At 73.0% G+C, this 25,405-nt stretch carries 24 protein-coding genes; 6 read left to right on the forward strand and 18 right to left on the reverse strand.

What is annotated here, in order from left to right; all coding sequences use genetic code 11:
- Nucleotides 1-52 precede the first annotated feature (52 nt).
- The 11 genes from ACFXGN_RS18615 to hrcA all read right to left on the reverse strand — a co-directional run bounded on the left by ACFXGN_RS18615 (nucleotide 53) and on the right by hrcA (nucleotide 11,609).
- A complete protein-coding gene (locus ACFXGN_RS18615; protein ID WP_384860116.1) occupies nucleotides 53-1,171 on the reverse strand; it encodes a carbohydrate kinase family protein in 1,119 nt (372 codons plus the stop codon).
- A gap of 251 nt (nucleotides 1,172-1,422) precedes the next feature.
- On the reverse strand, nucleotides 1,423-1,695 hold the full coding sequence (locus tag ACFXGN_RS18620; RefSeq protein WP_384860119.1) for a hypothetical protein: 273 nt from the start codon (nucleotides 1,693-1,695) through the stop codon (nucleotides 1,423-1,425).
- A 261-nt stretch (nucleotides 1,696-1,956) separates the two neighbouring features.
- Nucleotides 1,957-2,955 (reverse strand): adenosine deaminase, encoded by a 999-nt coding sequence (locus ACFXGN_RS18625; protein WP_384860122.1) that lies wholly within the window; start codon nucleotides 2,953-2,955, stop codon nucleotides 1,957-1,959.
- Nucleotides 2,956-2,957: 2 nt separating this feature from the next.
- Complete coding sequence (locus ACFXGN_RS18630) at nucleotides 2,958-3,863, reverse strand: ribonuclease Z (protein ID WP_384860124.1); 906 nt, start codon at nucleotides 3,861-3,863, stop codon at nucleotides 2,958-2,960.
- Between the two features lie 3 nt (nucleotides 3,864-3,866).
- Complete coding sequence (locus ACFXGN_RS18635) at nucleotides 3,867-4,226, reverse strand: histidine triad nucleotide-binding protein (protein WP_351796535.1); 360 nt, start codon at nucleotides 4,224-4,226, stop codon at nucleotides 3,867-3,869.
- 79 nt (nucleotides 4,227-4,305) lie between these two features.
- Nucleotides 4,306-5,388, reverse strand: coding sequence for a tetratricopeptide repeat protein (locus ACFXGN_RS18640; protein WP_384860126.1), 1,083 nt, complete (start codon nucleotides 5,386-5,388; stop codon nucleotides 4,306-4,308).
- Nucleotides 5,385-6,869, reverse strand: a complete 1,485-nt coding sequence (locus tag ACFXGN_RS18645; RefSeq protein WP_384860129.1) for a tetratricopeptide repeat protein — start codon at nucleotides 6,867-6,869, stop codon at nucleotides 5,385-5,387. Before ACFXGN_RS18645 ends, ACFXGN_RS18640 begins: the two co-directional genes overlap by 4 nt.
- A gap of 523 nt (nucleotides 6,870-7,392) precedes the next feature.
- On the reverse strand, nucleotides 7,393-8,136 hold the full coding sequence (locus tag ACFXGN_RS18650; protein ID WP_384860132.1) for a 16S rRNA (uracil(1498)-N(3))-methyltransferase: 744 nt from the start codon (nucleotides 8,134-8,136) through the stop codon (nucleotides 7,393-7,395).
- Entirely contained in the window at nucleotides 8,133-9,215 is a 1,083-nt protein-coding gene (locus ACFXGN_RS18655; protein WP_384860134.1) for a nitronate monooxygenase, read from the reverse strand. The genes ACFXGN_RS18650 and ACFXGN_RS18655 overlap by 4 nt, the downstream gene beginning before the upstream one ends.
- 238 nt (nucleotides 9,216-9,453) lie before the next feature.
- The gene (gene dnaJ, locus ACFXGN_RS18660; protein ID WP_384860137.1) at nucleotides 9,454-10,590 is read right to left on the reverse strand and encodes a molecular chaperone DnaJ; all 1,137 of its coding nucleotides are present in this window, start codon (nucleotides 10,588-10,590) and stop codon (nucleotides 9,454-9,456) included.
- Nucleotides 10,590-11,609 (reverse strand): heat-inducible transcriptional repressor HrcA, encoded by a 1,020-nt coding sequence (gene hrcA, locus ACFXGN_RS18665; RefSeq protein ID WP_384860138.1) that lies wholly within the window; start codon nucleotides 11,607-11,609, stop codon nucleotides 10,590-10,592. The genes dnaJ and hrcA overlap by 1 nt, the downstream gene beginning before the upstream one ends.
- 147 nt (nucleotides 11,610-11,756) lie before the next feature.
- Between hrcA and ACFXGN_RS18670 the strand changes: the two genes are divergently transcribed.
- Nucleotides 11,757-12,485, forward strand: a complete 729-nt coding sequence (locus ACFXGN_RS18670; protein WP_384860141.1) for an MBL fold metallo-hydrolase — start codon at nucleotides 11,757-11,759, stop codon at nucleotides 12,483-12,485.
- 10 nt (nucleotides 12,486-12,495) lie between these two features.
- Complete coding sequence (locus ACFXGN_RS18675; RefSeq protein ID WP_384860143.1) at nucleotides 12,496-13,299, forward strand: DUF3097 domain-containing protein; 804 nt, start codon at nucleotides 12,496-12,498, stop codon at nucleotides 13,297-13,299.
- 183 nt (nucleotides 13,300-13,482) lie between these two features.
- On the opposite strand, the gene hemW is transcribed toward ACFXGN_RS18675, so the two are convergent.
- From hemW to lepA, 3 genes are all read right to left on the reverse strand, one after another.
- Entirely contained in the window at nucleotides 13,483-14,715 is a 1,233-nt protein-coding gene (hemW, locus tag ACFXGN_RS18680) for a radical SAM family heme chaperone HemW (RefSeq protein WP_384860145.1), read from the reverse strand.
- Nucleotides 14,716-14,943: 228 nt separating this feature from the next.
- Nucleotides 14,944-16,821 carry an AMP-dependent synthetase/ligase gene (locus ACFXGN_RS18685; RefSeq protein ID WP_384860148.1) on the reverse strand — a complete coding sequence of 626 codons (1,878 nt, stop codon included), beginning with the start codon at nucleotides 16,819-16,821 and terminating at the stop codon, nucleotides 14,944-14,946.
- 197 nt (nucleotides 16,822-17,018) lie between these two features.
- Nucleotides 17,019-18,884 carry a translation elongation factor 4 gene (gene lepA, locus ACFXGN_RS18690; protein ID WP_384860151.1) on the reverse strand — a complete coding sequence of 622 codons (1,866 nt, stop codon included), beginning with the start codon at nucleotides 18,882-18,884 and terminating at the stop codon, nucleotides 17,019-17,021.
- 183 nt (nucleotides 18,885-19,067) lie between these two features.
- Between lepA and rpsT the strand changes: the two genes are divergently transcribed.
- A complete protein-coding gene (rpsT, locus tag ACFXGN_RS18695) occupies nucleotides 19,068-19,334 on the forward strand; it encodes a 30S ribosomal protein S20 (RefSeq protein ID WP_351792905.1) in 267 nt (88 codons plus the stop codon).
- 333 nt (nucleotides 19,335-19,667) lie between these two features.
- Here rpsT and holA read toward each other — a convergent pair whose 3' ends face one another.
- Nucleotides 19,668-20,660 carry a DNA polymerase III subunit delta gene (holA, locus tag ACFXGN_RS18700; protein ID WP_384860154.1) on the reverse strand — a complete coding sequence of 331 codons (993 nt, stop codon included), beginning with the start codon at nucleotides 20,658-20,660 and terminating at the stop codon, nucleotides 19,668-19,670.
- Between the two features lie 33 nt (nucleotides 20,661-20,693).
- Between holA and ACFXGN_RS18705 the strand changes: the two genes are divergently transcribed.
- A complete protein-coding gene (locus tag ACFXGN_RS18705; protein ID WP_384860157.1) occupies nucleotides 20,694-20,954 on the forward strand; it encodes a hypothetical protein in 261 nt (86 codons plus the stop codon).
- A gap of 102 nt (nucleotides 20,955-21,056) precedes the next feature.
- Here ACFXGN_RS18705 and ACFXGN_RS18710 read toward each other — a convergent pair whose 3' ends face one another.
- Entirely contained in the window at nucleotides 21,057-21,626 is a 570-nt protein-coding gene (locus ACFXGN_RS18710) for a TetR/AcrR family transcriptional regulator (RefSeq protein ID WP_384860159.1), read from the reverse strand.
- Between the two features lie 64 nt (nucleotides 21,627-21,690).
- Here ACFXGN_RS18710 and ACFXGN_RS18715 point away from each other — a divergent pair, with 64 nt between their 5' ends.
- Complete coding sequence (locus tag ACFXGN_RS18715; protein WP_384860162.1) at nucleotides 21,691-22,611, forward strand: SDR family NAD(P)-dependent oxidoreductase; 921 nt, start codon at nucleotides 21,691-21,693, stop codon at nucleotides 22,609-22,611.
- A 106-nt stretch (nucleotides 22,612-22,717) separates the two neighbouring features.
- On the forward strand, nucleotides 22,718-23,398 hold the full coding sequence (locus ACFXGN_RS18720) for an NAD-dependent epimerase/dehydratase family protein (RefSeq protein ID WP_384860165.1): 681 nt from the start codon (nucleotides 22,718-22,720) through the stop codon (nucleotides 23,396-23,398).
- 12 nt (nucleotides 23,399-23,410) lie between these two features.
- Here the strand turns inward: ACFXGN_RS18720 and ACFXGN_RS18725 are convergent, their stop codons facing one another.
- Nucleotides 23,411-24,682, reverse strand: a complete 1,272-nt coding sequence (locus ACFXGN_RS18725; protein ID WP_384860168.1) for an MFS transporter — start codon at nucleotides 24,680-24,682, stop codon at nucleotides 23,411-23,413.
- Nucleotides 24,683-24,687: 5 nt separating this feature from the next.
- Complete coding sequence (locus tag ACFXGN_RS18730; protein ID WP_384860172.1) at nucleotides 24,688-25,308, reverse strand: winged helix-turn-helix domain-containing protein; 621 nt, start codon at nucleotides 25,306-25,308, stop codon at nucleotides 24,688-24,690.
- Between the last annotated feature and the right edge of the window lie 97 nt (nucleotides 25,309-25,405).

A 25,405-nucleotide genomic window follows, 5' to 3' on the forward strand; every position in this document is an offset into this window, starting at 1 on the left:
GACCTGGGTGCCACGGGCCCGTAGTGGTTTAGCCGTTCGTCGTACGAGCCGCTCAGGTGTGAGCGGCGCGGAAGCCGATGGTGGGTACCGCGCGGCGCGGCGGCCAGGCGCGCGCGGGGGCGGGCAGCAGCCGTTCGAGGAAGGCGTAGCGGGCGCGCAGGGCCTCCGGGTCCTGGCCCTCGTGGTGCTGGGCCCGCTGCCACCAGGCGGCGATCTCGCTCCAGGTGGGGGCCGAGAGGGAGCCGCCGAACTCCTGGACGGAGAGGGCGGCGGTGAGTCCGGCGAAGGCGAGCCGGTCGGCGAGGGGCCAGTCGGCGAGGGTGCCGGTGACGAATCCGGCGACGAAGACGTCCCCGGCGCCGGTCGGGTCGAGGGCGGCGACCCGGATGGCGGGGACCTCCGCGGTCTCGCCGGTGGCGCCGTCGACGGCGTAGGCGCCCTCGGAGCCGAGGGTGACGACGGCGTAGCGGACCTTGTCGGCGAGGGCGCGGGCGGCGGCCCGGGGGCAGTCGGTGCGGGTGTACCGCATCGCCTCGGCGGCGTTGGGCAGGAAGGCCTCGCAGTGTTCGAGGTCGGTGAGGCCCCTGAGGTCCCAGTGGCCGGTGTCGTCCCAGCCGACGTCGGCGAAGACCTTGGCGCCCCCCAGCGCGGCCCGTTCGACCCATTCCTCGGCGCGTCCGGGGACGAGGGAGGCGACGGCCGCGCGCGCGTGGGGCGGGTAGGCGGGCAGGGTGGCGTCCAGGTCGGGGGCCTGGTGGCCGTGGGAGACCATGGTCCGTTCGCCCTCGTAGGCCATGGAGACGGTGACCGGGGAGTGCCAGCCGGGGACGGTGCGGGAGAGGGCGAGGTCGATGCCCTCGCCCTGTTCGAGGGCGTCCCAGCAGTACTCGCCGTAGTGGTCGTCGCCGAAGGCGGCGGCGAGGGAGGTCCGCAGGCCGAGGCGGGCGAGGGCGGTGGCCATGTTGGCGACGCCGCCGGGGCTGGAGCCCATGCCCCGGGCCCAGGACTCGGTGCCCCGGACGGGGGCGCTGTCGAGGCCGGTGAAGATGATGTCGAGGAAGACGGTGCCGGTCAGGAAGACGTCGCAGGCGGGGTCGGTGGGTTCGCGCAGACATCCCAAGGGGTCGACCTCGGCGTCGTGGTGCGGCTGCTCTCCCCTGGCTGTGGTCACGGCGGACTCCCCGGTCGTGGTGCGGTGCATCGGCACCGTGGTGCTGATCTGGACAGTGTGCCCGACGGGGGTGGAGAGACGGCTGCGACGCCACCCGGCCGTCGCGCGTTGCCCCGCGGGAGCGAACCCAAACCGATAGTGACTCACCTCACAGGCCGAAGCGGGGGCCGTGCCTTCTCCGCCCAGTCGGATGCTTGATACACATGGTGCCGCGACCCCGTGGATCACCGGCCGCCATCTCATTTCCCCGTTCAGTTCCTGGAACGCTCCTGCCGTCGCGCCCGCGCGTCCCGGGGCCCCTGTCCTCCCTCGTCGCCGTCGGCCGCCCCGCCCCGTACCCGCTGCCCACCGTCGTCGGTCGACTCACCGCCGGGCTCGGCCCCGGCCCGGCGCGGGACCTCACGCGTCGGCGCCTTCCCGCTGCCCGGCTCCTCGTCGGCGGGGTCCGCCCTGGCCGTACGTGATGACCGGATCACGCCCCGCGCGGCGGCGGGCGGGGGCTCCTCGCGGTGGCGGTCGGTCACGGCTCCGCCGCCGTAACAGGTCCGGTGCCGTCGGCCGTCGGGGGCGGCGTCCTCAGGGGCGTCGGCGCGGGGGCCTCGGCGCGGGCATCGCGACGGCGGTCGCCGCCGCCGGGATCGCCGGACGGCGCGGCCCGCACCCGGCCGGAGCCGGGGGCGGAGCCTGGCGCCGGGCCGGGCGCGGGGGCGGTCCGACCGGTCCGCTCCCCCGGCGCCGGTCCGGGGCCGCGTCCCGTCCGGGGCGGGACCCGGCCCGCACGGGTCTCAGACGGTGTCGAAGTCGTACGCCTCGACCTCGGCGAGGTACCGGGCCCTGCGCTCCTCGTCGTCGTCCAGGAAGGAGGCGAGGAAGGAGTTGCGGGCCAGCTCGCGGAGCTGGTCCGGGGTCAGGCCGAGGGCGTCGCGGACTCCGTCGAAGTTGTCTCCGGCGTAGCCGCCGAAATACGCGGGGTCGTCGGAGTTCACGGTGACCAGCAGGCCCGCCGCCATCATCGACCGCAGCGGATGGTCGGCGAGGGTGTCGATGACCCGGAGCCGTACGTTCGACAGCGGGCAGAGGGTGAGCGGCACCCGCTCGCGGGCCAGCCGCTCGACCAGCTCCGGGTCCTCCACGCAGCGCAGCCCGTGGTCGATCCGCTCCACCCCGAGGACGTCGAGCGCCTCGCGGACGTACGCCGCCGGGCCCTCCTCGCCCGCGTGGGCGACCTTGCGCAGACCGAGCGCCCCGGCCGCCTCGTACACCTCGCGGAACTTGGCCGGCGGGTGGCCGACCTCCGCCGAGTCGAGACCGACGCCGGTGATCCGGTCCAGATGGGGCACGGCCTGCTCCAGGGTGGCGAGCGCCGACTCGGCGGACTCGTCGCGCAGGAAGCACATGATGAGCCGGGTGGAGATCCCGTGCCGCTCCTCGGAGCGGTCGAGCGCGGCGCCCAGCCCCTCGACCACGGTGGCGAAGGGCACCCCGCGCGCGGTGTGGGCCTGCGGGTCGAAGAAGATCTCGGCGTGCCGGACGCCCTGCGCGGCGGCCCGCTCCAGATAGGCCTCGGCCAGCTCCGTGAAGTCCTCGGCGGTCCGCAGCACCGCCATCAGGCCGTAGTAGAGGTCCAGGAAGGACTGGAGGTCGCCGAAGCGGTACGCCTCGCGCAGGGCGGCGGTGTCCGCGTACGGCAGGGTGACGCCGTTGCGTTCGGCGAGCGCGAAGGCCAGCTCGGGTTCGAGGGTGCCTTCGATGTGGAGGTGCAGTTCGGCCTTGGGTACGGGCATGGTCACAGTCGTTTCGGTACGGGGACCCGCATGAGGTCCTGGGCGATGCTCAGTTCGCCGTCGAATCCGGCCGCCCGCGCCTGCCGCGCGAACTCCGAGGGGTCGGAGTAACGCTGCGAGAAGTGGGTCAGCACCAGGTGCCGCACCCGGGCGTCCCGGGCGACCGCGGCGGCCTGTCCGGCCGTCAGATGGCCGTGGTCGGTGGCGAGCCGGACGTCCTCGTCGAGGAAGGTCGACTCGATGACCAGCAGATCGGCGTCCTCGGCGAGGGCGTGCACCCCGTCGCAGAGCCGGGTGTCCATGACGAAGGCGAAGCGCTGCCCGCGCCGGACCTCGCTGACCTCCTCGAAGGACACGCCGTTCAGGGAGCCCTCGCGCTGGATGCGGCCGACGTCGGGGCCCGCGATGCCGTGCGCGGCGAGCCGCCCGGGGAGCAGCCTGCGCCCGTCGGGCTCGGTCAGCCGGTAGCCGTACGACTCGACGGGGTGCGAGAGCAGCCGCGCGTCCAGGGTGAACGCGTCGGTGACGGCGAGCGGCCCGTCGGCGCGGACGGGCGCCTGTACGAGGTCCACGGTCTCGCGGTACGCCGTGGCGTACCGCAGCCGGTCGAAGAAGTGCTGTCCGCTCGCCGGGTAGTGCGCGGTGACGGGGTGCGGCACCCGGTCGAGGTTGATCCGCTGGATCACCCCGGCGAGGCCCAGCGAGTGGTCGCCGTGGAAGTGCGTCACACAGATCCGGTCGAGGTCGTGCGCCGCGACCCCGGCCCGCAGCATCTGCCGCTGGGTGCCCTCGCCCGGGTCGAAGAGGATGCCCCGGCCGTCCCAGCGCAGCAGATAGCCGTTGTGGTTGCGGTGCCGGGTCGGGACCTGGCTGGCGGTCCCGAGCACGACGAGTTCGCGGACGGACACGGACTATCCGGGAGGCCAGGTGAGACCGCGGCCGGCCAGCACGTGCGCGTGGGCGTGGAAGACGGTCTGGCCCGCGCCGGAGCCGGTGTTGAGGACGATCCGGTAACCGGACCCGTCCACCTTCTCCTGGGCGGCGACCTCGCCCGCCTCGCGCAGCACGTCGGCGGCGACCTCCGGCGCGGCGGCGGCGAGGGAGGCGGCGTCCGGGTGGTGGAGGCGCGGGATCACCAGGACGTGCACGGGCGCCTGCGGGTTGATGTCGCGGAAGGCGACGGTGGTCGCCGTCTCCCGGACGATCGTCGCCGGCACCTCACCCGCCACGATCTTGCAGAACAGGCAGTCGTCCTGCGGCTCTCCGGCCATGGCCCCGCTCCTCGCTCGTCTGATCGGCTGGTACCCCCGCATGTTATCGGCCGCCGCCCGCCCCCGGGCGCGCCCCCGGTCAGTCCGTGGGCGCCCGCCGGTTCAGGGCGGAACGGCTCACCCAGTACGTGATGATCACGGCCCAGAACAGCGGCGTCCCCAGACCGCCGACCACGCCGGTGCCGAACGACCACAGGGCCATCGTCACCACCGAGTACAGCCCGAGCAGCCCCACCGCGGCGGCCATCGCGATCACCGGACGGCAGGACCGGGCCACCAGGAGCAGCGGGCGGCGCAGCCGGGGCGGCACCCGGCGGGCCATCCACAGCGCCCAGCCGCCCCAGGCGCCGAGGAGGACGGCCGCGCCGATCACGAACGGTACGACGGCGTCCGCGCCGGTGGCCCCGTCCCGGACGGGCGCGCTCCCGAACGCCGAGGCGAGGAAGCCCGCCAGGGCGACCCAGCGGGCCCCGGCGACGGTGTTCCAGGCCATCGCCTCCAGGTTGTGGCGGGCCTTGCGGTCCTGGAGGTCGAGCGCGGCGGAGGCGACGAAGCCCTCGGCCGCCTGGGTCCACGCGCCGCGCCGGAACCAGCGGCGCCGCAGCCGCAGCAGCGACAGGTTGTTGTGGGCCTCGCTGCTCTGCGGGTTGAGCCGCAGCGTCGTCTCGTACGCCCGTCGCGCGGTGGCGTGGTCGCGTCGGCGCTGTGCCGTCAGGCCCACCAGGAAGTGGGCCGCGTCCTCCTCGGGCGCCAGCCGGACGGCGGTCCGCGCGGCCTCGTACGCCTCGGTGTTCCGGGCCCGCGACACGGACCGGGACAGGACGGTGGCGAGGGCGTAGTGGGTTCCCCAGTGCTGCGGGGCGAGCCGGACGGAGTGCCGGGCCGTGGCCTCCGCCTCCGGGTAGCGCTTGAGGCCCAGCAGGATCTGGACCCGCATCAGGACGCCCGCCAGCAGTTCGGGCTCGGCGCGCAGGGCCCGTTCCACGGCGTCCAGGGCCGCCGGATGGTCCTCGGCCCGGTGGTGGCAGCGGGCCAGCAGGACGAGCGCCTCGGCGTCCTCCGGTTCCGTCGCCAGGTGCCGGGCGACCAGTTCCCCGGCCTGGGCGTACCGGCCGGTGTCGTAGAGGGCCTCGGCGCGCAGCAGCGCGGTCGGCGCGGTCACAGCTTGCGCTTCCGCTTGAGGTGGGTGAGGAGGTCGTCGTAGAGACCGCCCTCGTTGGCGAACATGGCGACGTTCCGGGCAGCCGCGAACCAGGGCTCCGTGGACGGCTTGATCTGCTTGGCCGCGCCGAGCAGGTCCTTGGTGGTGATCAGGCGTACGGAGCCGCTGCGGGCGGAGTCGAGGAGCGCGGTCTCGGCCGCCGACTCGCAGACGTGTGCGAGGTCGGCGCCGGAGAAGTCCTCGGTGGCCTTGACGAGCTTGCCGAGGTCGACGGACTCGACGGGGCGTTCCCGCAGGTGGTAGCGGAGGATCGCCTCGCGGGCGGTGGCGTCCGGCGGGAGCACCAGCAGGGTGCGGTCGAGGCGGCCGGGGCGGCGCAGCGCGATGTCCACGTCCCAGGGCACGTTGGTGGCGGCGAGCACGAACACGCCTTCGTTGCCCGCGCCGCTCGCGATGCCGTCCAGTTCGGTGAGGAGCTGGTTGACGACGTTGCGGAGGCCGCTGTGGTGGGTGCGGGAGCGCTTGGCGCCGAGCGCGTCCAGCTCGTCGAGGAAGACCACGCAGGGGGCCTGGCGGCGGGCCGTCTCGAAGATGTCGTGGACGTTCTTCTCGGAGGCGCCGATCCACATGTCGAGGACGTCGGAGAGCGAGACCGTGAGGAAGTTCGCGCCCAGCTCGCCCGCGACGGCCCGTGCGATGAACGTCTTGCCGCAGCCGGGCGGCCCGTACAGCAGCAGTCCGCCGCGGAGCGACTTGCCGTACAGCCTGCGCAGTTCCGGGTTGCGCATGGGGGCGAGGAAGGCGGCCTCCAGACGGTCCTTGACCTCGTCCATGCCGCCGACGTCGGCCAGGCGCACCGAGCCGGGCGCGTCGACGTCCCAGGCGGCCGGGGCGTCCCCGCCCTCGGCCTGCGGCTCCGTCAGGAAACGGGGCCCGACGACGTCCCGCACCTGCTGCTCGGCGGCGGCCCAGTCGAAGGCGGGACCGTCGACGGGGGACTCCGGGGGCTGGGGGCCGGTGTGATCCGCGGGACGGGCGGGCTGGGGCTGCTCAGCAGGGGTTACGGGGCTGGTGGGGCCGGTGTACTCAGCGGGTGTCCCGGGGGCCGGGGGCTCTTCGAGGCTGGTGGGGTCGGCATGGCTCGTGAGGCCGGTGGTACCACCGGTCCCGGTGGGAGCCGCCGGAGCGACCGGGGCCGCCAGGACCGGCGGGACCGGCGGAACTGCCGGAGCTGCCGGAGCTGCTGGGACTGGCGGTGACGTCGGGGGCGTCGCGGGCAGCCCCATCGCGCGGATCATCAGCGCGCGGGCCGCAGCGTCCCCCGGCGCGTGCTGGAGCGAGACCGCCGCCTCCGCGACCGCCTCGTCGTTCCGGCCCTCCGCGAGGAGCAGTTCGGCGAAGTGGAGGCGCAGGGGTACGTCGTCGGGCGCGGCGGCGACCGCCGCGCGCAGACTACGGATCAGGGGGGAGTCGTCGGCCATGCGGGCCAGCCTAGGAAGGCCGCCCCGCGCCCTGTCCACCGGGTACGGCCCGGGGGGCCTGCCGGAGCCGGAAACTCCACCGGCCGCGTCGCTGGCCGTGCCACCGGTCAGGACCGGAAGCCGCACCGGTCGAGGCCGGAACCGCCACCGGCCGGGGCTGGCCGTACCACCGGCCGTCACCGGTCCGCGCCGGAAGCCTCACCGGTCAGGACCGACCGCGTCACCGGTCAGAACCGGAAGCCGCACTGGTCAGAGCCGGAAGCGCCACCGGTCGGCACCGGTCGGCACCGGAAGCCTCTCCCGTCAGGACCGACCGCGTCACCGGTCGGCGCTGGCCGCGTCACCGGTCGGCACCGGAAGCACCACCAGCCGCCACCGCCGTCACCGTCCGGGACCCGAAGCCTCGCCGGTCAAGGCCGGAAGCCTCACCGTCCGGAGGGGGCCCGCCCGGAGGGGCCCGGCCGGGCCCCCTCATCCGGTCCCGACCCCGCCGCACCCGGCCCCCGGCCGGACCCCGTGTCCGTCAGCTCCAGCGGCCCGTGCGGGCCAGGACGAGGGCCGTCGCCGCGGTGCCCGCCGTGGAGGTGCGCAGGACGCTGCGGCCCAGCCGGTACGGCTTCGCCCCGGCCGCCTCGAACGCGGCCAGTTCGTCCGGTGAGACGCCCCCCTCGGGGCCGACGACCAGCACGATCGAGCCCTTCGCCGGGAGGTCGGCGGTGGCGAGCGCGCCGCTCGGGTGCGCCCGGTCCTCGTGCAGCACCGCCGCGAAGTCGGCCTCCGCGAGGAGCGCGGCGACCTGCTTGGTCGTCATCTGGTCCGCGACCTCGGGGAACCGGGTGCGGCGCGACTGCTTCCCGGCCTCGCGCGCGGTGGACCGCCATTTGCCGAGCGCCTTGAGGCCCCGGTCGCCCTTCCACTGGGTGACGCACCGGGACGCGGCCCACGGCACGATCGCGTCCACCCCGGTCTCCGTCATGGTCTCGACGGCGAGTTCGCCCCGGTCGCCCTTGGGGAGCGCCTGGACGACGGTGACGCGCGGCTGCTCCTCGGGGTCCTCGTGGACCTCGTCGACGCGTACGGTCAGCCGGTCCCGGTCCTCGGCGGCCAGCACCACGCACGCGGCCCAGCGGCCCCGCCCGTCGACGAGGACGAGTTCCTCGCCCGCCCGGAGCCGCTTCACGGAGACGGCGTGCCGTCCCTCGGAGCCGTCCAGGAGGAAGCTCCCGGGGCCGGGAACGGTCTCGACGACGAAGACGGGTGCGGTCATGGCGTGCTCCTGTGGGCCTGCTGGGCGAGGGCGGTGTCGAGTTCGGCGGCCAGCACCTCGACCAGGCGTCCGGCGGGGAGGTCCCGGGCGAGACGGTGGCCCTGACCGGCCCACAGGGCCATGCCCTGGGCGTCCCCGGTGGCGGCGGCGGCCTTGCGGAGCGGCGCGGTGAGGTGGTGGATCTCGGGGTAGGCGGAGGGGGCGTACGGCCCGTGCTCGTGCAGGAAGCGGTTGACCAGACCGCGCGCCGGGCGTCCGGTGAAGGCCCGGGTGAGGGCGGTCCGGGTGAACAGCGGGTCGGTCAGGGCCGCCTTGTGCAGCCGGTGGGCGCCGGACTCGGGGCAGGGCAGGAAGGCGGTGCCGAGCTGGGCTGCGTCCGCCCCGGCGGTGAGGACGGCGGCGATCTGCGCGCCCCGCATGATCCCGCCCGCCGCCACGAGCGGCAGGGGGACGCTCTCGCGGACCTGGGTGAGCAGGGCGAGCAGTCCGGTGCCGTGGGCGTCGTCGTCGGCCGGGTCGTCGCGGAAGGTGCCCTGGTGGCCGCCCGCCTCGGTGCCCTGGACACAGACGGCGGCGGCCCCGGCGTGCTGCGCGACGAGGGCCTCCTCGACGGAGGTGGCGGTGACGATCGTGTAGGTACCGGCACGGGCGAAGGAGGCCAGGACCTCGGGCGCGGGGCAGCCGAAGGTGAAGGAGACGACGGAGACCGGGTCCTCCAGGAGGATGGCCAGCTTGGCGTCGTAGGCGTCGTCGCGGCTGTCGTCGGTCTCGCCGAGCGGGGTGTCGTACCAGGTGGTCTCGCCCGCCAGTTGGTGACGGTAGACCTCGACGGCGGCGGGATCGGCGGGCCTGCCGGTCCCCGGCAGGAAGAGGTTGACGCCGAAGGGGCGGGCGGTGAGCCCGCGGACCTGCTTGATCTCCTGGTAGAGGCCGCCGGCCGTCTTGTAGCCGCCGGCCAGGAAGCCGAGGGCCCCGGCCTCGCAGACGGCCCCTACCAGCTCCGGACAGGAGGCGCCACCCGCCATGGGGGCCTGCACGATCGGGTACCGAGAGAGATCGTTCAGTGCGGTGGTGGACATATGGGCATCGTGTCATGCCCCTGCTCCGGCGCCGAATCCATGAGCGGCACCTCGATCCGTGAGCGGCACCTCCACCGGACACGGCTCCGGACACGGCTACAGGCACGGCTACGGGCACGATTTCGGGCACGATTTCGGATACGGCTCCTGACACGGTTTCGGACACCGCTCCGGATACGGCCGAGGGCGGCTTCCGGTCCCCCGGATGCCGCCCCTCGCCCGTACCGGCCGGATGTTCCTACCGGCCGTTGAACGCGTCCTTCAGGCGGGAGAACAGCCCCTGCTGCCCCGGCTGGAACTGGCCGGTCGGCCGCTCCTCGCCGCGCAGCTTGGCCAGCTCGCGCAGCAGCCGCTCCTGCTCGGCGTCCAGCTTGCCGGGGGTCTGCACCTCGACGTGCACGATGAGGTCACCGCGTCCGTTGCCGCGCAGATGGGTGATGCCGCGCCCGTGCAGCGGGACCGACTGGCCGGACTGCGTACCGGGCCGGATGTCGATCTCCTCGATGCCGTCGAGGGTCTGCAGCGGCACCTTCGTGCCCAGCGCGCCCGCCGTCATCGGGATGGTGACCGTGCAGTGCAGGTCGTCGCCGCGCCGCTGGAAGGTCTCGTGCGGGGTCTCGTGGATCTCGACGTACAGGTCTCCGGCGGGGCCGCCGCCGGGGCCGACCTCGCCCTCGCCCGCGAGCTGGATCCGGGTGCCGTTGTCGACACCGGCCGGGATCTTCACGGTGAGGGTGCGCCGGGAACGGACCCGGCCGTCGCCCGCGCACTCGGGGCACGGGGTCGGGACGACGGTGCCGAAGCCCTGGCACTGCGGGCAGGGGCGGGAGGTCATGACCTGGCCCAGGAAGGACCGGGTGACCTGGGAGACCTCGCCACGGCCGCGGCACATGTCGCAGGTCTGCGCGGAGGTGCCCGGTGCGGCGCCCTCGCCGGAGCAGGTCGTGCAGACCACCGCCGTGTCGACCTGGAGGTCCTTGGTGGTGCCGAAGGCCGCCTCGTTGAGGTCGATCTCCAGACGGATCATGGCGTCCTGGCCGCGCCGGGTCCGCGAACGCGGCCCGCGCTGCGAGGCCGTGCCGAAGAAGGCGTCCATGATGTCGGAGAAGTTGCCGAAGCCACCGGCTCCGAAGCCGCCCGCGCCCCCTCCGCCGGAAGCCGACAGCGGGTCGCCGCCCAGGTCGTAGACCTGCTTCTTCTGCGGGTCCGAGAGGACCTCGTAGGCGGCGTTGATCTCCTTGAATCGTTCCTGCGTCTTCGGATCGGGATTGACGTCCGGGTGCAGCTCGCGGGCGAGCCTCCGGAAAGCCTTCTTGATCTCGTCCTGGGACGCGTCGCGGCGCACGCCGAGCACGGCGTAGTAGTCCGTGGCCACTACGACTCCGCCAGGATCTGTCCGACGTAACGTGCCACTGCGCGTACCGCTCCCATCGTTCCGGGGTAGTCCATGCGGGTCGGTCCGACCACGCCGAGTTTGGCGACTGCCTCGCCGCCCGAACCGTAGCCGACCGAGACGACGGACGTGGAACTCAGTCCCTCGTGGGCGTTCTCATGCCCGATACGTACGGTCATGCCCGATTCCTTGGCCTCGCCGAGCAGCTTGAGGAGCACGACCTGCTCCTCAAGGGCTTCGAGCACCGGCCTGATCATCACAGGAAAATCGTGTCCGAAGCGGGTGAGATTGGCGGTGCCGCCGATCATCAGCCGCTCCTCGTGCTCCTCGACCAGGGTTTCGAGGAGGGTCGCGAGCACGGTCGAGACCGTCGCCCGGTCCTCCGCCTCCTCGAACGACTCGGGGAGGTCCTGCACCAGCTGCGGCACGTCGGCGAACCGGCGGCCGACGACCCGGCCGTTGAGCCGGGACCGCAGATCGGCGAGCGCGGTCTCCCCGAAGGGCGCGGGGCAGTCGACGACCCGCTGCTCGACCCTGCCGGTGTCGGTGATGAGCACCAGCATCAGACGGGCGGCGGCCAGCGAGAGCAGCTCCACGTGCCGCACGGTCGAACGGGTCAGCGAGGGGTACTGGACGACGGCGACCTGACGGGTCAGCTGGGCGAGCAGCCGGACCGTGCGGCCGACGACGTCGTCCAGGTCGACCGCGCCGTCGAGGAAGTTGTGGATGGCCCGGCGCTCGGGCGTCGACAGCGGCTTCACCCCGGCCAGCCGGTCGACGAAGAGCCGGTAGCCCTTGTCCGTGGGGATGCGGCCCGCGCTGGTGTGGGGCTGCGCGATGTAGCCCTCGTCCTCCAGGACGGCCATGTCGTTGCGGACGGTGGCGGGCGAGACGCCCAGCCTGTGGCGCTCCGTGAGCGCCTTGGACCCGACGGGCTCCTCCGTCCCGACGTAGTCCTGGACGATGGCCCGCAGCACCTCGAGCCTGCGTTCGCTGAGCATCGTGCACACCTCCAGCTGCCGTCGTCGTTCCGGTTGCTCCGCTTTTGGCACTCGACCGGTCCGAGTGCCAGAGATCCCCGGCCAGTGTACGGCGGCGGGCGTCGCTCCTGGCAAGGAGGCGGCGCCCCCACCGGTTAGCGTCGCCGCATGGACGTCGAATGGGAAGCGTACGGATGGGAGCGTCTCGCGGACGGGGTGGGCCGCAGACGGCTCCCCCGCTGGGACGCCACGGTCGGTCTCGTACTGGGAGAACGGGCGGTGCTCCTGTACGACACGGGGTCCTCGCTCGCCGAGGGGGCCGGGCTGCGGGCGCAGGTCGCGGGCCTCACCGGCGGCCGGGGAGTGACGCACATCGCACTGGGCCACCCCCATTTCGACCATGTGCTCGGCACGGCGGTGTTCGCGGGCGCCGAGGTGTTCGGCGCGGTCGGCACGGACGAACTGCTCCGCCACCCCCGGGAACGGGAGGCCCTGCTCGCGGACGCCGTGCGGCACGGGCTCGACCCGGCGGAGGCGGCGGAGGCGGCGGACGTCCTGGTGGCCCCCCGGCACGTGGTCTGCGGCGAGTGGACGCTCGACCTGGGCGGTCGCCAGGTCCTCCTGGCGAACGTGGGCCCCGGGCACACCGGCCACGATCTGGCGCTCCTGGTGCCCGGCGAGCGGGAGGTGGTGTTCTGCGGCGACCTGGTCGAGGAGTCGGGCGAGCCGCAGGCGGGCCCGGACGCGGTCCCGGCGCGCTGGCCGGACGCGCTGGACCGGCTGCTCGCCCTCGGCGGCGAGGACGCGGTGTACGTGCCGGGGCACGGGGCGGTGGTGGACGCCCCGTTCGTGCGACGCCAGCGCGAAGAACTGGCACGGCGGTTCTCCGTGGCCTAACGTCGCCCGAATGCGCAGCTACAACCCGGATCTGACGCCCCCTTGGAAGAGGTCGGCCCCCGTCCCCGAGGTCCCGGCCGACCCGGACCTGGTCGTCGAGGAGGTCACCACCGGCTTCTGCGGGGCGGTGATCCGCTGCGAGGCGGGCACGGTGACCCTGGAGGACCGCTTCGGCAAGCACCGGGTGTTCCCGCTCGACCCGCGCGGCTTCCTGCTGGAGGGCCGGGTGGTGACCCTGGTCCGCCCGGTCTCCGCGGCCCCGGCGCGCCCCGCGCGGACGGCCTCCGGCTCGGTCGCCGTGCCGGGGGCGCGGGCCCGGGTGGCGCGGGCGGGCCGGATCTATGTGGAGGGCCGTCACGACGCCGAGCTGGTGGAGCGGGTCTGGGGCGACGACCTGCGGATCGAGGGCGTGGTCGTGGAGTACCTGGAGGGTGTCGACGACCTGCCGGCGATCGTGGCGGAGTTCGGCCCGGCCCCGGACGCCCGGCTGGGCGTCCTGGTGGACCACCTGGTCCCGGGCTCGAAGGAGTCGAGGATCGCGGCCCGGGTGACCTCTCCGGACGTCCTGGTCGTGGGCCATCCGTACGTCGACGTCTGGGAGGCGGTGAAGCCGTCCTCCCTCGGCATCCCGGCCTGGCCGACGGTCCCGCGCGGCCAGGACTGGAAGACGGGCGTGTGCCGGGCCCTGGGCTGGCCGGAGAACACGGGGGCGGCCTGGCAGCACGTCCTGTCGAGGGTGACGAGCTACAAGGACCTGGAACCGGAGCTGCTGGGCGCGGTGGAACGACTGATCGACCACGTGACCGTGCCCTGAACTCCGGTGGGCGCGCCGTGACGGCCGCCGCCCCGCCCCCGCCCGCACGCGGCGGAGGTGTTCCGCCGGTCGGTCCGTCCGCACGGCCGTACGGTTCCGGCAGCCCGCGACAGCGGAGGTGAGGCCGCCGCCGGAGGTCGCCCCGCCGACGGGATCACGGCCGCCGCCGGGCGCCGCCCTCGCTCAGTCCACCAGGTCCCGGACCACCGCGTCGGCAAGCAGCCGTCCCCGCAGGGTCAGGACGGCCCGCCCGTCCGCGTAGGGGCCGGGGTCGAGCAGCCCGTCCGCCAGGGCCTTCCGGGAGGCGGCGAGTCCGGCGGGTCTCAGCAGCTCCAGGGGGCAGCCCTCCCTGAGCCGCAGTTCGAGCAGGACCCGCTCCACCCTCCGGTCCTCGGCGGGGAGCAGCTCCCGGCCCGCCCCCGGCGACTTCCCGGCGGCGAGGGCGGACGCGTACGCTCCCGGGTGCTTCACGTTCCACCAGCGGACCCCGCCCACGTGGCTGTGCGCGCCCGGTCCCGCGCCCCACCAGTCGGCGCCCCGCCAGTACAGCTCGTTGTGGAGGCAGCGCCCGGCCTCCGAGGTGGCCCAGTTGGAGACCTCGTACCACGCGAACCCGGCCCGGGAGAGGACGTCCTCGGCGATCAGGTACCGGTCGGCGTGGACGTCGTCGTCGGTCATGGGGACCTCGCCGCGCCGGATGCGGCGGGCGAGCTGGGTGCCCTCCTCGACGATCAGGGCGTAGGCGCTGACGTGGTCGGGGCCCGCGCCGATGGCCGCTTCCAGGGAGGCCCGCCAGTCGTCGTCGGACTCACCGGGCGTGCCGTAGATCAGGTCCAGGTTGACGTGGTCGAACCCGGCGGCGCGCGCCTCGGCGACACAGGCCTCGGGCCGGCCGGGCGTGTGGGTGCGGTCGAGGACCTTCAGGACGTGCTGCCGGGCGCTCTGCATCCCGAAGGAGACGCGGTTGAAGCCGCCCGCCCGCAGTTCCGCGAGGTAGTCGGGGCCGACGGACTCCGGGTTGGCCTCGGTGGTCACCTCGGCGTCGTCGGCGAGCCCGAACTCCTCCCTGACCGCCGCCAGCATCCGGACGAGGTCCCCGGCGGCGAGCAGGGTGGGCGTGCCGCCGCCGACGAACACGGTCCGCACCGGGCGGGGGTCGTCGCCGAGCACCTTCCGGGCGAGCCGGATCTCCTCGACGACCTGTCCGGCGTAGTTGTCGCGGGAGGCGAGCACGCCTCCGGTGCCGCGCAGCTCGCTCGCCGTGTAGGTGTTGAAGTCGCAGTAGCCGCAGCGGGTCGCGCAGTACGGCACGTGCAGATAGAAACCGAGCGGCCGTTCCCCGGCCCCTTCGAGGGCGTGCGGGGGCAGCGACCCGTCGTCGGGCACGGTCTCACCATCGGGCAGTACGGAAGGCATGGCCCCATTGTCCCGTACCGCCCGGAGTCGGCGCCCGCCCCTGTGGACGGACGGGCGCCTGTGGACAACCCGGTCACCCCTGGACACGGCCGACCACGGCCGCCGACCCCGCTGTGGGCCCGGCTGTCGGGCCCTCCAGGACGGCCCCGGGACACCCGGGAGCACGCCCGGGACGACCGCCCAGGCGTGCTCCCACGCCCCGAGGGCCGGGGCCGGAGGCCGGGGCGGTCAGGACTCCCGGGAGCCCGCGTACATCTCCTCGATGAGCGTCCTGTACTCGCGCTCCACCACCGGCCGCTTCAGCTTCAGCGAAGGGGTGAGCTCGCCGTGCTCGATGTCGAGGTCGCGCGGCAGCAGCCGGAACTTCTTGATCGTCTGCCAGCGCTGGAGGCCCTCGTTGAGGCGGTCGACGTAGCCCTGGACCATCCTCACCGTCTGCGGTGCGGCGACGATCTCGGCGTAGGTGCGGCCCGCGAGGTCGTGCTCGGCGGCCCAGCCGAGGAGGGTGGGCTCGTCGAGGGAGATCAGCGCGGTGCAGTAGTTCCGGTCGGCGCCGTGCACCAGGATGTTGGAGACGAACGGGCAGACGGCCTTGAACTGGCCCTCGACCTCGGCCGGCGCGATGTACTTGCCGCCGGACGTCTTGATCAGGTCCTTCTTGCGGTCGGTGATCCGCAGATAGCCGTCGGCGGACAGCTCGCCGATGTCTCCGGTGTGGAACCAGCCGTCGGACTCCAGGACCTCGGCGGTCTTCTCGGGCAGCCCGTGGTAGCCCTCCATGATGCCGGGGCCGCGCAGCAGGATCTCGCCGTCGTCGGCGACGCGGACCTCGGTGCCGGGGAGCGGCTTGCCGACGGTGCCGGTGCGGTAGGCCTCGCCCGGGTTCACGAAGGAGGCGGCGGAGGACTCCGTCAGGCCGTACCCCTCCAGGATGTGGATGCCCGCGCCCGCGAAGAAGTAGCCGATGTCGGGGGCGAGGGCGGCGGAGCCGGAGATGCAGGCGCGCAGGTTGCCGCCGAAGGCCTCGCGGATCTTGGCGTAGACGAGGGCGTCGGCGATCTTGTGCTGGGCGGTGAGGCCGAAGGGCGCGGCGGCGGTGCCGGTGCGGCGGAAGCTGTCCTGGGTGGCCTTGGCGTACGCGCGGGCGACTCCGGCGGCCCACTGGAAGATCTTGTACTTGGCGCCGCCTCCGGCGCGGGCCTTGGCCGCGACGCCGTTGTAGACCTTCTCGAAGATGCGGGGGACGGCGGCCATGTAGGTCGGCCGGACCACCGGAAGATTCTCGATGATCTTGTCGACGCGGCCGTCGACGGCGGTGACGTGCCCGACCTCGATCTGGCCGGAGGTGAGGACCTTGCCGAAGACGTGCGCCAGCGGCAGCCACAGGTACTGGACGTCGGCCTGGGTGACGAGACCGGTGGCGGCGATGGCCTTGGCCATGTACGACCAGTTGTCGTGCGGGAGGCGGACGCCCTTGGGGCGGCCCGTGGTGCCGGAGGTGTAGATGAGGGTGGCGAGCTGGGTGGCGGTGATCGCCCCGACCCGCTCCTTGACGGCCTCGGGGTGCTTCTCCAGGTAGGCCCGGCCGCGCGCCTCCAGATCGGCGAGGCTGAGGACCCATTCGCCGTCGCCCTCCACACCGGTGGCGTCGACGACGACCACATGGCGCAGGTGCGGCAGTTCGGCGCGGCGCTCCACGGCCTTGGCGAGCTGGGCCGCGTCCTCGGCGATCAGCACCCGGGACTCGGAGTCGGAGAGGATGAACGCCGACTCCTCGGCGTTGGTCTGCGGGTAGACCGTGGTGGTCGCGGCGCCCGCGCACATCACGCCGAGGTCGGCGAGGATCCATTCGACGCGGGTGGAGGAGGCGAGGGCGACCCGCTCCTCGGGCCGTACGCCGAGGTCGACGAGACCGGCGGCGATGGCGAAGACCCGGTCGGCGGCCTGGCCCCAGCTGAGCGACTTCCAGTCGTCCGGGCCGGTTCCGGAGGCGGCGGGCACCGGATAGCGGTAGGCCTCCGCGTCCGGAGTCCGCTCGACGCGCTCGAGGAAGAGGGTCGCCACGGAGGGCGGTCGGTTCTCGATCTGGGTCTGTGTGTCGCTCACGACGTCCTCCGGGCGGCGGCGGTGCCTTCTGGCGGTTCGTAAAAAACTGGCGAGTAACCTTCGAGCCGGGATCAGACTAAAGGCCCGGAGACCGGCGCGTAAGGCCTTGCAGGGCGTCGCTTGATAACGAACGGGCCCACGCGCACCCGGCACGTGGACCCATTCGTTTCATCATGCAGCTACTTCTGGCGGTCCGGCTACTTCTTCTTGCCGGAGGACTCGTCGCTCGACAGGACGGCGATGAACGCCTCCTGCGGCACCTCCACCGAGCCGACCATCTTCATGCGCTTCTTGCCCTCCTTCTGCTTCTCCAGCAGCTTCCGCTTGCGGGAGATGTCACCGCCGTAGCACTTGGCGAGGACGTCCTTCCGGATGGCGCGGATGGTCTCGCGGGCGATCACCCGGGAGCCGATGGCCGCCTGGATCGGCACCTCGAACGCCTGCCGCGGGATGAGCTCGCGCAGCTTGGCGACCAGCCGCACGCCGTAGGCGTAGGCGGCGTCCTTGTGCGTGACGGCGGAGAAGGCGTCGACCTTGTCGCCGTGCAGCAGGATGTCGACCTTGACCAGGCTGGACGCCTGCTCGCCGGTGGGCTCGTAGTCGAGGGAGGCGTAACCGCGCGTCTTGGACTTCAGCTGGTCGAAGAAGTCGAAGACGATCTCCGCGAGGGGCAGGGTGTAGCGGATCTCGACCCGGTCCTCGGAGAGGTAGTCCATCCCGATGAGCGTGCCCCGGCGGGTCTGGCACAGCTCCATGATGGCGCCGATGAACTCGCTGGGGGCGAGGATCGTGGCGCGTACGACGGGCTCGTACACGTCGTCGATCTTGCCCTCGGGGAACTCGCTCGGGTTGGTGACCGTGTGCTCGCTGCCGTCCTCCATGACCACGCGGTAGACCACGTTGGGGGCGGTGGCGATCAGGTCGAGGCCGAACTCGCGCTCCAGGCGCTCGCGGATCACGTCCAGGTGGAGCAGACCGAGGAAGCCGACGCGGAAGCCGAAGCCGAGCGCGGCGGAGGTCTCCGGCTCGTAGACCAGGGCGGCGTCGTTGAGCTGGAGCTTGTCGAGGGCCTCGCGGAGGTCCGGGTACTCCGAGCCGTCCAGCGGGTAGAGGCCCGAGAAGACCATCGGCTTCGGGTCCTTGTAGCCGCCCAGCGCCTCGGTGGCGCCCTTGTGCAGGGAGGTGATCGTGTCACCGACCTTGGACTGGCGGACGTCCTTCACTCCGGTGATGAGGTAGCCCACCTCGCCCACGCCGAGACCGTCGGACGCGGTCATCTCGGGCGAGGAGACGCCGATCTCCAGCAGCTCGTGGGTGGCGCCGGTCGACATCATCTTGATGCGCTCGCGCTTGTTGAGCTGCCCGTCGACCACACGGACGTACGTCACGACACCGCGGTACGAGTCGTAGACCGAGTCGAAGATCATCGCGCGGGCGGGGGCGTCCGCGACGCCCACCGGGGCGGGGATGTCCCGGACCACCCGGTCCAGCAGCGCCTCGACGCCCACGCCGGTCTTCGCGGAGACCTTGAGGACGTCCTCCGGCTGGCAGCCGATGAGGTTCGCCAGCTCTTCGGCGAACTTCTCCGGCTGGGCGGCGGGCAGGTCGATCTTGTTCAGGACCGGGACGATGGTGAGGTCGTTCTCCATCGCCAGGTACAGGTTGGCCAGCGTCTGGGCCTCGATGCCCTGCGCCGCGTCGACCAGCAGGACCGTGCCCTCGCAGGCGGCGAGCGAACGCGAGACCTCGTACGTGAAGTCGACGTGCCCCGGGGTGTCGATCATGTTCAGGATGTGCGTCCTGCCCTCACCCTGCCCCTCGGTCGGCGCCCACGGCAGCCGGACCGCCTGGGACTTGATCGTGATCCCGCGCTCCCGCTCGATGTCCATGCGGTCGAGGTACTGGGCACGCATCTGCCGCTGGTCGACCACACCGGTCAGCTGGAGCATCCGGTCGGCGAGCGTGGACTTGCCGTGGTCGATGTGCGCGATGATGCAGAAGTTGCGGATCAGAGCCGGGTCGGTACGGCTCGGCTCGGGCACGTGGGGAGGAGTCGCGGGCACGCAGGGTCTCGTCTCGGGGCGATGTCGGATCGATACGTAGGTTCCATGGTCCCATGCCCGCCGCCCGACGCCCGGTTTGGGCGGCCGAGGGGGGCGCTGATACTGTGGACAGCTGTGTCTCGTATGCCCTCTCAGCTGCGAGGCCCATCCAGAAGGAACACCGAACCTGTAAAGGCTCTTTTCGTGGCGAACATCAAGTCCCAGATCAAGCGGAACAAGACGAACGAGAAGGCGCGCCTGCGCAACAAGGCCGTCAAGTCCTCGCTCAAGACCGCGATCCGCAAGGCCCGCGAGGCCGTCGCCGCCGGCGACTTCGAGAAGGCCACCGTTGCCTCTCGTGCCGCCGCGCGTCAGCTCGACAAGGCTGTCTCGAAGGGTGTCATCCACAAGAACGCCGCCGCCAACAAGAAGTCGGCGCTGGCCACCAAGGTTGCCGCTCTCCAGGGCTGAGCTCTGATGTGATCGGCCGTACGGGACCCAGCGGGCCCTCTCTCCCGCTCCCGCCCGGCCACCCAGGACTCGCACGCGGACGCGTTCGCCACGCGGGTGCGAGCCCATCGTCTTCACCCGAGGCCCCGCTCCTTCCCTTCCCCAGGGAAGAGCGGGGCCTTCGGCATGGGGCGGGGACCCTTCCCCCAGGGGTTCCACGGGCCCCGGCCCTACGGGTCCCAGGGCAGCGCGCGGCCGGGCCGGGGGCGTACTGACGGGTCCGGGCGCCCCCCGCGCAGAGCTTCGGCGTGCCGCCGCGAGGTCTCGGGGGCCGACCGCGCGGGCGCGGGCCCGCTACTCCCCGCGTCTCATCCTCGCCGCGCGGGCCACCGCGACCACCGCCTTCTCCAGGGCGTACTCCGGGTCGTCCCCGCCGCCCTTCACCCCGGCGTCCGCCTCGGCGACCGCCCGCAGCGCCACGGACACCCCGTCCGGGGTCCAGCCCCGCATCTGCTGACGCACCCGGTCGATCTTCCAGGGCGGCATTCCCAGCTCACGGGCGAGGTCGGCGGGCCGTCCGCCCCGGGCCGACGACAGCTTGCCGATCGCCCGGACGCCCTGGGCGAGCGCGCTGGTGATGAGGACCGGGGCGACCCCGGTCGAGAGCGACCAGCGCAGGGCCTCCAGCGCCTCCGCCGCCCGTCCCTCGACGGCGCGGTCCGCGACGTTGAAGGAGGAGGCCTCGGCCCGTCCGGTGTAGTACCGGCCGACGACCGCCTCGTCGATCGTGCCGTCCACATCGGCCGTGAGCTGCGCGGCGGCGGCGGCCAGCTCCCGCAGGTCGCTGCCGATCGCGTCCACGAGCACCTGACACGCCTCCGGTGTCGCCGACCGTCCGATGGCCCGGAACTCCTGCCGGACGAACGTCAGCCGCTCCGCGGGCTTCGTCGTCTTCGGGCAGGCCACCTCCCGCGCGCCCGCCTTCCGCGCGGCGTCGAGCAGGCCCTTGCCCTTGGCCCCGCCCGCGTGGAGCAGGACCAGCGAGATGTCCTCGACCGGGTCGTCGAAGTACGCCTTGACGTCCTTGACCGTGTCGGCGGAGAGGTCCTGCGCGTTCCGCACGACCAGGACCTTGCGCTCGGCGAAGAGCGAGGGGCTGGTCAGCTCGGCCAGCGTCCCGGGCTGGAGCTGGTCGGACATGAGGTCGCGCACGTCGGTGTCGGCGTCGGCGGCGCGGGCCGCCGCCACCACCGCCTGCACGACACGGTCGAGGAGCAGGTCCTCCTGCCCCACGGCGAGCGTCACGGGGCCGAGGAGGTCGTCGGGAGAAGTCTTTCTGGTGGCCATCGCGTTCCAGCATCCCACGGGCCACTGACAGCGATGCCCGAGAATGGCCGGGTGAGCGAACGACACGTACTGGTACTGCCCGACCGCGACGCCGCCGAGGAGGTCGCGGGCGAACTCCCCGACCGTTTCGGCCTGGCCGAGGAACCCCAGCTCGTACGGGACGCGCTGGCGGGCGAGGACGACGCCGAGGACGCCCAGTGGCTGGTGGTCGTCGAGGACCCGGAGGGCAGGCTCGACCCAGCGGCGCTGGACGGTCTCGCCGCCGAGTACGAGGGATGGCTGGAGGCCCCGTAGGGGCGCCGGGGTCCGTGGCGGGACCGGCCGGGGCCCTGAAGGGCGCGGGCCGAGGGCCGTGGCGGGGCAGGCCCGGGGTCCCCGATCCGTGAGCCCGCGGGCTCAGTCCGCGCGCGAGCCGCGCAGGAGGCGCCGGACCATGTCGACCGCGAGGTCCTCGGCGGAGTGGGCGGGCGGCAGGGCGCCGCTCCCGGCGAGGGCGGCGATGCCGTGGAGCCCGGCGAGCAGGACCACGCCGAAGCGCTCCGGGTCGCCGAGCGGCGTGCCTCCGGCGAAGAGGCCGAGCAGGGGGCCCGCGCAGGCGTCGGAGGCGGCGCGCACCTCGGGGGCCCGCACGTCGTGCTTGCGCGCATACATCACCTCCAGCAGGGCGGGGTGCGCGGTGGCGAAGCGGACGTAGGTCAGGGCCGTGTCGGTCAGCCGCTCCTCGAAGCCCCGGCCGTCGTCGGACACCGCGCCCCGCAGCCGGTCGCCCAGACGGCCGAATCCCTCGACGGCCAGGGCGTCGAGCAGGGCCCGACGGTCCGGGAAGTGCCGGGCGGGGGCGGCGTGCGAGACGCCGAGGTCACGGGCGAGCGAACGCAGGGAGAGGGCCTCGACGCCGCTGTCCGCGAGGACGGTCTCGGCTCGGGCCAGCAGTTCGGTCCGCAGATTTCCGTGGTGGTACGCCATGACGGCATCCTAATCCCCGAATGTTGTCGTTGACATCATTGTTGTTGATGCCTACATTGGCCCTATGGGCAGGCCACGCTGGACCACCGCAGACATTCCCGACCAGACCGGGCGCATCGCCGTCGTCACCGGCGCCAACACCGGCCTCGGCTTCCAGACGGCGGCGGCGCTCGCCGCGAAGGGCGCGCACGTCGTCCTCGCCGTACGGGACACGGACAAGGGCCGCACGGCCGCCGAGCGGATCACCGCACGGTCACCGGGCGCCGCCGTCACCGTCCAGAAGCTCGACCTGAGCGCCCTCGCGTCGGTCCGCGCCGCCGCCCGGCGACTGCGCGACGACTTCCCGCGCGTCGATCTGCTGATCAACAACGCCGGGGTGATGTGGACCCCGCGATCGGCGACGGCGGACGGCCACGAGCTGCAGTTCGGCACCAACCACCTCGGTCACTTCGCCCTCACCGGACTGCTCCTCGACCGGTTGCTGTCCGTCCCCGGCTCACGCGTGATCACCGTCAGCAGCGGCGCCCACCGGCTGGGCGCCTCCATCGACTTCGACGACCTGAACGCCGAGCGCCGCTACAGCCCGACGCGCGCCTACGGACAGTCCAAGCTGGCGAACCTGCTGTTCGCCTACGAACTGCAGCGGCGGCTGGCCGACCGGGGCACCACCGTCTCGCTCGCGGCCCACCCCGGCGGAGCCGCCACCGACCTGAGCCGCGACTTCAGCCCGCCCGTACGGCTCCTGTTCGACAAGGTCTTCGTGCCGCTGTTCGCCCAGGGTCCGGAGCGCGGGGCCCTGCCGTCCCTGCGTGCCGCCACCGATCCCCGGGCGACCGGCGGCCAGTACTACGGCCCGGACGGCATCACCGGTATGCGCGGACACCCCCGGCCGGTGGCCTCCAGCGCCAGGTCCCACGACCGGACGACGCAGCGCCGCCTCTGGACCGTCTCCGAGGAACTGACCGGCGTCACCTACCCCGTATGACCCTCCCCGGCTTCCCTCCGCGCGCCACCTCGCACTCCGTCCCGGGCGCACCGGCCGCCGGTCGTGGCCGCCGCGCCGCCCCACCCGCACAGCGAAGGACCAGCGAATGAGAGTGATCCTCTTCGGAGCGACCGGCATGGTCGGCCGGGGCGTCCTGCGCGAATGCCTCCGCTCCCCGGAGGTCGACCGGGTCCTGGTCGTCGGGCGCACCCCGACCGGGCTCGCGCACCCCGAGCTGAGGGAGATCACCCACCCCGACCTCGCGGAGCTGATGAACCGTCCCGGCATCCAGGACGAACTGTCCGGGTACGACGCCTGCTTCTACTGCCTCGGGGTCTCCGCCGCCGGGCTGAGCCAGGAGGCGTACCGGCGGATCACCCACGACCTGACCCTGACCGTGGCCCGCGTCCTGGCCGACGCGAGCCCCGGCCTCACCTTCGTGTACGTCTCGGGGCAGGGCACGGACACCAGCGAACGGGGCAGGAGCGGATGGGCCCGTGTGAAGGGGAGGACCGAGAACGATCTGCTCACCCTGCCCCTGCCCACCTACTTCTTCCGCCCCGGATACATCCAGCCCCTGCACGGCATCACGTCCAGGACCCCCCTCTACCGGGCCCTGTACGCCGTCACCGCTCCCCTCTTCCCGCTGATCAGACGGCTGGCACCGCACCAGGTGACCACCACCGAGGCCATCGGCCGGGCGATGGTCTCGGTCGCCGCCACCGGCGCCCCCGGGCCGTACCTCGACAGCCGCTCGATCAACGAGGCCGCCGCCGGAGGTCGCTGACGGACGGACGCCTCAGACCGCCTTCTGGGCGGGCACCGGCTCCTCGTCCCTGGTGGGCAGTTCCCTCGTCCACGGCAGTGGGGAGGGCAGCAGCCACAGCACGGCGAAGACGGCGCCGACGGTGGCGATCCACAGGGTCGGACGCAGCCCGATCGCGGTCCCGAGCAGTCCGCCGACCAGCGCGCCGAGCGGCCGGAAACCATGGTTGAGCGTCCGGAAGGCGCCCATGACCCGGGCCCGCACCGCGTCGGGTATCAGAGCCATCTGGAACGAGCCTGCGGCGACGTCCACGACCATCACCCCGGCGCAGGAGAGGAACTCCGCCAGGAACAGCACGCCCACCAGCACCGGCAACGGCCCGCCCGCCAGCGGCACCAGGAGCAGCGGAAGGGTGAAGCCGAGGAAGCCCGCGACGAGCGCCCCACCGATGCCGAGCCGCCGTACGACCGCTCCGCTGCACACCGCGCCGAGGAGTCCGCCCACGGCGCCGGTGGCGAGCACCAGACCGAGCAGCCCGGCCCCGAGGCCGAGGTCGACGGTCGCGTAGAGCACGAAGAGCGTGTGGAACATGTAGTTGAAGAACTGGACCGTGCCCGACGCGGCGAACAGCGCCCGCATCGAAGGCTCCCGGACCACCCATCGCAGCCCTTCGGTGAAGTGTCCCTTGACGACGGGCGCGGGCGGCGGCTCGACCGCCTCGATCCGCGCCAGGTATCCGGCCGACACCAGATACGTGACGGCGTCCGCGACCAGGGCGAAGGGGGCGGTGAGGAACTGCACCAGGAGCCCGCCGACCCCGGGCCCGGCCAGCCAGGCCGTCGAACGGCTGCCGTTCACCAGCGAGTTCGCCTGTACGTACTGGTCGGGGGGTACGAGCGCCACGAAGAGCGTGGTGTTGCAGACCTCGAAGAGCACGGTGAGCGCCCCGACGCCGAACGCCACCACGTACAGCTGGGTCAGCGTCAGCGCGTCCAGCGCGTAGGCCACCGGCAGGGACAGCACCAGTGCCGCCCGCCCGATGTCGGTCGCCACCATGGCCCGCCGACGGCTGGCCCGCCGGTCGGCCCAGGCTCCGAAGGGCAGGTTGAGCAGGAGGGCGGGCAGGAGCTCGACGGTCTTGAGCCAGCCCATCGCGGCGGCGTCCGCGCCCAGGACGAGGACGGCGGCGAGCGGGATCGCCATGAGCGATATCTGGTCCCCCGCGAGGGACACGGTCTGTCCGGTCCAGTAGCGCCGGAAGGTGCGTTCGCGCAGCAGCGGCGGCACCCGGTCCTTCAGGGCCATGCGGTTCACTCCGCTCCGCTCTCGGGGACTTCCTGGTCCAGATAGGCGATGCGCACGATGCTGACGAGCCGCGAGCCCTCCGGCCGCAGGGACGGATCGGACGCGCGCGCCTCGTAGGGCCGCATCAGTCCGTCGATCCGGGCGCCGAGGGCGGTCAGCTCCTCGGGGGTGAGGTGGAGCAGCGTGTCGCCGAACTGCTCGGCCTGCCGCCACTCCTTCGACAGCCGCCGCCGGTTCTCCATGGCCCGGGTGACCCGCTCGAAGTAACGCTCGGCGATGGCCGAACCGAGCACGTCGGCCGCCTCCGCGACCGCCGGGTCCTCGCTCCACTCCGGCCACTCGGTGTACCGCGCCGTGGCCCGCCAGGGCTTCTCCCGCCCCTTGCCGCCGGGCGCCTGCTCCACGAGTCCGTATTTGGCGAGTATCCGCAGGTGATAGGAGCAACTGGCGACGGACTCCCCCGTCAGCTCGGCCGCCCGGGTGGCCGTGAACGGCCCGTTGGTGCGCAGCAGCCCCACCAGGGTCATCCGCAGGGGATGCGCATAGGCCCGCAGAGCGCGCGGGTCGGTGAGCCGAACACTGCGGGGCTGCTCGCCCTCGGGCTGGGGGTCACTGTTCTCCGACATGATGAAAAGATATCTTTAGAAAGATTTCTTTACAAGCATTTCTTTAGATGTGTGTGGGGGGGGAGGGGGCGCGCTCGGGGCGGGGGCTCTGAGGGGA

The organism is Streptomyces sp. NPDC059247 (genome assembly GCF_042754005.1).
Classification (GTDB): Bacteria; Actinomycetota; Actinomycetes; order Streptomycetales; family Streptomycetaceae; genus Streptomyces.

What these genes read in the sequence shown, in the direction of transcription:
- ACFXGN_RS18625 (WP_384860122.1), bottom strand. Translation starts at nt 2,955, where the DNA reads ATGCCCGTACCCAAGGCCGAACTGCACCTCCACATCGAAGGCACCCTC.
- ACFXGN_RS18635 (WP_351796535.1), bottom strand. Translation starts at nt 4,226, where the DNA reads ATGGCCGGAGAGCCGCAGGACGACTGCCTGTTCTGCAAGATCGTGGCG.
- ACFXGN_RS18645 (WP_384860129.1), bottom strand. Translation starts at nt 6,869, where the DNA reads ATGGCCGACGACTCCCCCCTGATCCGTAGTCTGCGCGCGGCGGTCGCC.
- ACFXGN_RS18650 (WP_384860132.1), bottom strand. Translation starts at nt 8,136, where the DNA reads ATGACCGCACCCGTCTTCGTCGTCGAGACCGTTCCCGGCCCCGGGAGC.
- ACFXGN_RS18655 (WP_384860134.1), bottom strand. Translation starts at nt 9,215, where the DNA reads ATGTCCACCACCGCACTGAACGATCTCTCTCGGTACCCGATCGTGCAG.
- hrcA (WP_384860138.1), bottom strand. Translation starts at nt 11,609, where the DNA reads ATGCTCAGCGAACGCAGGCTCGAGGTGCTGCGGGCCATCGTCCAGGAC.
- ACFXGN_RS18670 (WP_384860141.1), top strand. Translation starts at nt 11,757, where the DNA reads ATGGACGTCGAATGGGAAGCGTACGGATGGGAGCGTCTCGCGGACGGG.
- ACFXGN_RS18675 (WP_384860143.1), top strand. Translation starts at nt 12,496, where the DNA reads ATGCGCAGCTACAACCCGGATCTGACGCCCCCTTGGAAGAGGTCGGCC.
- hemW (WP_384860145.1), bottom strand. Translation starts at nt 14,715, where the DNA reads ATGCCTTCCGTACTGCCCGATGGTGAGACCGTGCCCGACGACGGGTCG.
- holA (WP_384860154.1), bottom strand. Translation starts at nt 20,660, where the DNA reads ATGGCCACCAGAAAGACTTCTCCCGACGACCTCCTCGGCCCCGTGACG.
- ACFXGN_RS18705 (WP_384860157.1), top strand. Translation starts at nt 20,694, where the DNA reads ATGCCCGAGAATGGCCGGGTGAGCGAACGACACGTACTGGTACTGCCC.
- ACFXGN_RS18710 (WP_384860159.1), bottom strand. Translation starts at nt 21,626, where the DNA reads ATGGCGTACCACCACGGAAATCTGCGGACCGAACTGCTGGCCCGAGCC.
- ACFXGN_RS18715 (WP_384860162.1), top strand. Translation starts at nt 21,691, where the DNA reads ATGGGCAGGCCACGCTGGACCACCGCAGACATTCCCGACCAGACCGGG.
- ACFXGN_RS18720 (WP_384860165.1), top strand. Translation starts at nt 22,718, where the DNA reads ATGAGAGTGATCCTCTTCGGAGCGACCGGCATGGTCGGCCGGGGCGTC.
- ACFXGN_RS18725 (WP_384860168.1), bottom strand. Translation starts at nt 24,682, where the DNA reads ATGGCCCTGAAGGACCGGGTGCCGCCGCTGCTGCGCGAACGCACCTTC.
- ACFXGN_RS18730 (WP_384860172.1), bottom strand. Translation starts at nt 25,308, where the DNA reads ATGTCGGAGAACAGTGACCCCCAGCCCGAGGGCGAGCAGCCCCGCAGT.